This is a genomic window from Parabacteroides sp. merdae-related_45_40 (assembly GCF_001915675.1).
Genome location: NZ_MNQY01000107.1, coordinates 21802 through 27801 on the forward strand (window position 1 = coordinate 21802; position 6000 = coordinate 27801).

Genomic DNA, 6000 nt, shown 5'->3' on the forward strand with positions numbered 1-6000 from the left:
CACTTTAATTACTTTTATGGCTTGTAATATTAATGATAAGCTTATGACTGTAACAGATAGATTTTTGAAGTACGTGACGTTCGACACCGAGTCGAGCGAAACCACGGGTGTGACTCCCAGTACGCCGGGACAGCGCGTGTTTGCCGAAGCGTTGGTGAAAGAGTTGGAAGAGATAGGATTGGAAGACATCACCCTCGATGACAAGAGCTACCTGATGGCTACCCTGCCTGCCAATACGGCGAAGGAAGTTCCGACAATCGGCTTTATCGCCCATCTGGATACCAGCCCCGATATGTCGGGCAAGGATGTCGAGCCGCGTATCGTAAGTTACGAAGGGGGGGATATCGTGTTGTGCGCCGAAGAAAACGTGGTGCTTTCGCCGCTTATGTTTCCCGAACTGGACGATTATAAAGGACAGGATATCATCGTGACCAACGGCAAAACCCTGTTAGGAGCGGATGATAAGGGAGGAGTGGCTGCTATCATCGCCGCCATGAAATACCTGAAGGATCATCCGGAGATCGAACATGGCAAGATTCGCGTAGGGTTTACGCCCGACGAAGAGATCGGAGCCGGAGCCGACTACTTCGATGTCGAAAAGTTCGGTTGCGAATGGGCCTATACGATCGACGGCGGACAGATCGGCGAGTTGGAATACGAGAACTTCAATGCTGCCGGAGCCAAAGTCGTTTTCAAAGGGCTGAACGTACATCCTGGATATGCCAAGGACAAGATGCTGAACGCATCGTTGCTGGCGGTAGAGTTCGCCTCTTGGCTGCCTGTCGCGCAACGTCCCGAACATACGACCGGTTATGAAGGCTTTTTCCATCTGACCGGCATAAGCGGAACGGTCGAGGAGGCTTCTCTTTCCTATATCATACGCGACCATGTGCGCACCGCTTTCGAACGGAAGAAAGAGTTGCTGCACGAGTTGGTGAAGCGAATGAACGAGATGCATCCGGGCAGTACGACGCTCGAACTGCGCGACCAGTATTACAATATGCGTGAAGTGGTCGAACCGAAGAAGTTCATCGTGGACTTGGCGTTCGACGCCATGAAGGAAGCCGGTGTCACACCTTTGGTGAAGCCGATCCGCGGAGGTACGGACGGTGCTCGCCTTTCTTTCATGGGACTGCCTTGTCCGAATATCTTCGCAGGCGGGTTGAACTTCCACGGACGGTATGAATTCCTCCCGGTCAAGTCGCTTGAAAAGAGCATGGAGACGATCGTTAAAATAGCAGAACTATTGGTCAAAGGTAATTATACATCATAAATCACAAATCATAAATCATGAAAACAACTCCGTTTACCGACGTGCACATCGCACTCGGTGCCAAAATGCATGAATTTGCAGGTTTCAACATGCCGATCGAATACACCGGTATTATCGACGAACACATGACCGTTGTGAATGGTGTGGGTGTGTTCGATGTCTCCCACATGGGCGAGTTTTGGGTAAAAGGCCCGAACGCGCTGGCGTTTATCCAAAGCGTTACCTCGAACGACGCTTCCGTGTTGCCGATCGGCAAAGCTCAATATACTTGCTTTCCGAATGACAAGGGCGGTATCGTGGACGACCTGCTGGTCTATCATTATGAACCGGAAAAATACCTTTTGGTTGTCAATGCGGGTAACATCGCCAAAGATTGGGATTGGTGCGTGAGCCATAATACAGTAGGGGCGGAACTGGAAAACTCTTCCGACCGTACTGCACAGTTGGCTGTCCAGGGCCCGAAAGCCGTCGAAGTTTTGCAGCGCCTGACTCCGGTCGACTTGTCTTCCATTCCTTACTATTCGTTTGTGACGGGTGAATTTGCAGGTTGCAAGAACGTCATCATCTCCAATACGGGATATACCGGAGCCGGTGGTTTCGAACTTTATTTTTACCCGGATGATGCCATGACGATCTGGAATGCCATCTTCGAAGCCGGTAAGCCTGAAGGTATCAAACCGATCGGCCTGGGTGCACGCGACACGCTACGTCTGGAAATGGGCTTCTGTCTGTATGGCAACGATCTCGACGACACGACTTCGCCGATCGAAGCCGGTCTGGGTTGGATCACCAAGTTCGCCGAAGGCAAGAACTTCACCAATCGCACCGAACTGGAACGCCAGAAGAAAGAAGGCGTTAGCCGCAAGCTGTGTGCCTTCGAGCTGGTTGACAAAGGTATTCCTCGCCACGGCTATGAGATTGCCGATGCCGAAGGCAACATCATCGGTGTGGTGACATCCGGAACCATGTCGCCTGTCTTGAAGAAAGGTATCGGTATGGGGTATGTGAAACCTGAATTTGCAAAAGCCGGGACGGAAATCTGTATCAAGGTCCGGGGGCGTAACTTGAAAGCCCAGGTCGTAAAAGCGCCGTTCCGCAAGTAAGCTTGACGATTGATACAATCGACGGGTCGCGAAGCTTCAATCGCAAGCCTCTTTAAGCGGCTCCGTCAGGCAACGAAGCCTGTTTCGTCACACGGCGGAACAGGCTTTGATATATCTGATTATTTGTCGTACCTTTGCGCCCGAAAATAAAAGAAGGTGCTATGTTGAATTTTCTGAAAAACTGGACATTGCCCGTTGCGATGCTTGCCGGTGCGTTAGGGTATTTTATCTTTGCCAACTTCGCTTTTCTGGAGCCGACGAAACCGTTCATGAGTTCTTTTGTGGCCTATCTGACTCCCGCATTGATCTTTGCTCAACTATTGCTGACTTTCTGCAAAGTGCAACCGCACGAGTTAATGCCTTCTCTCTGGCATGGATGGCTGTTGTTGTTCCAGCTTGTTTCGGCTTCGCTTGTAGCTGCCTTGTTGATATTCGTACACATGGATGGTGCTTACAAGGAGGTTTTCGAGGGTGCGATGGTCTGCCTGATCTGCCCGACGGCTACGGCAGCGGCTGTCATCACCGGCAAGTTAGGGGGGAGTGCATCCAGCCTGACGACTTACACGTTGCTGTCGAACGTTCTGGCGGCGATAGTTGTCCCGTTGATGTTCCCGTTGGTAGAACCTCATGCCGATATAACCTTTGTGACCGCTTTTCTGAAGATATTGAGCAAGGTGTTCCCTTTGTTGCTCTGCCCGTTTTTCCTGGCGATGTTGTTCCGCTATTTCCTTCCGGGACTGCATCATTTCCTGTTGGGTTTCCGCGACCTTGCTTTCTATCTCTGGGGTGTCGCGCTTGCCATCGTGACGGCCCAGACCGTGAAGTCTCTTGTCGAAAGCAATGCTCCGGTAGGAGTGGAGGTGCTGATAGCCTTGGCGGGCTTAGTGACCTGCGCTGTCCAGTTCTATTTGGGTAAACGGATCGGAACCCGCTATTCCGACCGCATCAGTGCTGGGCAGGCCCTTGGGCAGAAAAACACTGTACTTGCCATCTGGATGGCTTATACCTATCTGGACCCGCTTTCATCGGTCGGCCCCGGATCATACGTCCTGTGGCAAAATCTTTTTAACAGTTATCAGTTGTGGAAGAAGAGGAAAAATGATCCCATTTAGAGCTTTTTTCAGTCGCAGGCCGGGAGCAGCAGAAGTTCGTAGTCTGCGACATCCAGCCAACGGTCGAACTTCAAGCCGACCTTTTTGAAGTGGGAAACCTGTTTGAACCCAAGCCTTTCATGCAAGATATTACTGGCTTCGTTCCCCTCCGTGATGCAGGCGATCAAGGCTCGGTAGCCATTTTCGCGACATGCTTCAATCAATCTTTGCATCAGGAGCATCCCGATGCCCTTTCCGGTATGTCCGGGAGACAGGTAGACAGTTGTTTCCAGCGTATAGCGGTAAGCTGAACGCTCTTTCCACGTATGGGCATAACAATAGCCGGTGATTTCTTTGTCTTCTTCGTAGACGAAATAAGGAAAGCGGGAAGATATTTCTGCAATTCGGGCACGCATTTCTTCTTCCTGCACCGGCTCCGTATCGAATGTAGCCACGCTGTGCAACACATATTCGTTGTAAATATTTGTGATCGCCTTTGCGTCCTGGAGCTCCACTTGTCTGATCATATCCCTTTTATCTTGTATTCTTGCCGCAAAAATAATGTATTAGAAGGAAAATAATCTGTATTTTTGTAGAATAATTGATATTGATATGAGATTAAGCAACGAGTGGTTTACCGCTCTTTCAGAGAATGAATCCGGACAACTGGTCACCGTTTCCGGTCGTGATGAATTAACTGAATTTATTCAGTCGGGCAAGTTCAAGGAACGGGTGGAAATCACCTGGAAATATGAAGGTGACGATAAAGGAATGCCTTCCGAAGCGCTTGCCGAAAAGATGGAAGAGGTACAGGAAGTTTTGCGTAAGGCGATGGAAAAAGATAAGCTGTCGATCCTGACCGGCGTTTATACCGGCGGCGGAGAGAGGATATGGGTCTATTATACCCGCACCGTCCGCGTTTTTGGTGAACGGTTGAACGAAGCCCTGGCGCCGTTTGAAATGTTGCCGATCTCTATCTATACGGAGGTGGACCCCGAATGGGAGGAATACTTGGATATGTATGAGATGAAGGAGTGGGCCATTGAATGATATGTTTTGCCCGTAGGAAAAAAATCAAGGAAACATGGTTGTAGAACTCGGAAACATGTTTGGTGATATTGTCCGGAGTTTTTGCTTCTGAGTTCTAAATAGCTTCTCTTTCCTGAAAGTTTAGAAAAACGAATGCTAAATATATTTACATATATTTGGGAGATTAGACTAAAATGTATATTTACCATGAAGAATCACAACAGGAGGGATTTTATCAAGCAAGTCTCTGCTACCGGGGCTGTTTTAGCAACCGGAGCATTTGTTTCGTGTGCAGAAAAGGCATCGGCAAGCTGTTCGGGCGCCGGCACGGAAGAGAATATCCAAAGTAAACTAATCATTCCGAAGGCGCAGGGGCTGAAAATATCCGGAACTTTTTTGGATGAGATATCCCATGATATCCCGCATCAGAATTGGGGGGAAAAGGAATGGGATCGGGATTTTGCTTATATGAAAGCGATCGGGATCGATACGGTAATCGTGATCCGGAGCGGTTATCGCAAGTTTATCACCTATCCTTCGGAGTATCTGATGAAAACATTCGGCTGCTATATGCCTTCGGTCGATCTGATTGACATGTACCTGCGTCTGTCGGATAAATACGGGATGAAGTTCTTTTTCGGATTATACGATTCCGGCAAATACTGGGATACGGGCGACCTGACCTGGGAAATCGAATCCAACAAATATGTGATCGAGGAGGTCTGGAAGAAATACGGGCATCATAAAAGTTTCCAAGGATGGTATCTCTGCCAGGAGATCAGCCGTGCGACCAAGGGGGCGATCGCGGCATTCAGCAGTTTAGGCAAGCAGTGCAAGGAGGTCTCAGGCGGTCTGCCGACTCTCATCTCTCCTTGGATTGACGGAAAGAAAGCTGTCGCTGCTGCTGGAGGAGACCTGACAAAAGCCGAAGCGGTCTCTGTGGAACAGCATGAAAAGGAATGGTCTGAAATATTCGACGGGATCAAGGGAAACGTGGATGCCTGCGCTTTCCAGGACGGTCATATCGATTACGATGAATTGGATGCCTTTTTCAGTGTCAATAAGAAGATGGCGGATAAGTACGGTATCGAGTGCTGGACGAATGCCGAATCGTTTGACCGGGACATGCCGATCAAGTTCCTCCCGATCAAGTTCGACAAGCTGCGCATGAAGCTCGAAGCGGCCGCCCGGCAAAAGTACGACAAGGCGATCACTTTCGAGTTCTCCCATTTCATGAGTCCTCAGTCCGCCTATTTGCAGGCAGGGCATCTGTATGACCGTTATAAGGAGTATTTTGAAATTGGATAAATAGGTGATTGCAAAAAGTAGTACGAAGACATGAACATCTCGCCATTCAGGGTTTCGAATTGGTTTTCACCTTGAATGGCGGGATGTTTATTTTTTTGTGCAAGATGTTTATTGTGCCAACAGATAGCTTTTGAAAGTCTCGAAGTCCTTTTCCATCCCTACGCTTTGCTTTTCTCCTTGCATGAAGGCTTTTAGT

6 protein-coding genes are annotated in these 6000 nt (G+C 49.2%); 5 read left to right on the forward strand and 1 reads right to left on the reverse strand.

From position 1 onward, the window contains the following. Nucleotides 1-43 precede the first annotated feature (43 nt). From pepT to BHV83_RS12605, 3 genes are all read left to right on the forward strand, one after another. Nucleotides 44-1273, forward strand: coding sequence for a peptidase T (gene pepT / locus BHV83_RS12595; RefSeq protein WP_036724207.1), 1230 nt, complete (start codon nt 44-46; stop codon nt 1271-1273). A gap of 17 nt (nt 1274-1290) precedes the next feature. Continuing rightward, nucleotides 1291-2376 (forward strand): glycine cleavage system aminomethyltransferase GcvT, encoded by a 1086-nt coding sequence (gene gcvT / locus BHV83_RS12600; RefSeq protein WP_286757583.1) that lies wholly within the window; start codon nt 1291-1293, stop codon nt 2374-2376. Nucleotides 2377-2537: 161 nt separating this feature from the next. Further along, complete coding sequence (locus BHV83_RS12605; protein WP_005640033.1) at nt 2538-3488, forward strand: transporter; 951 nt, start codon at nt 2538-2540, stop codon at nt 3486-3488. A gap of 8 nt (nt 3489-3496) precedes the next feature. On the opposite strand, the gene BHV83_RS12610 is transcribed toward BHV83_RS12605, so the two are convergent. Further along, complete coding sequence (locus tag BHV83_RS12610; protein ID WP_119215681.1) at nt 3497-3994, reverse strand: GNAT family N-acetyltransferase; 498 nt, start codon at nt 3992-3994, stop codon at nt 3497-3499. Between the two features lie 85 nt (nt 3995-4079). Here BHV83_RS12610 and BHV83_RS12615 point away from each other — a divergent pair, with 85 nt between their 5' ends. After that, nucleotides 4080-4517 (forward strand): DUF695 domain-containing protein, encoded by a 438-nt coding sequence (locus tag BHV83_RS12615; protein ID WP_005640040.1) that lies wholly within the window; start codon nt 4080-4082, stop codon nt 4515-4517. Nucleotides 4518-4703: 186 nt separating this feature from the next. Then, a complete protein-coding gene (locus BHV83_RS12620) occupies nt 4704-5804 on the forward strand; it encodes a DUF4434 domain-containing protein (RefSeq protein WP_005640042.1) in 1101 nt (366 codons plus the stop codon). Nucleotides 5805-6000: the final 196 nt, after the last annotated feature.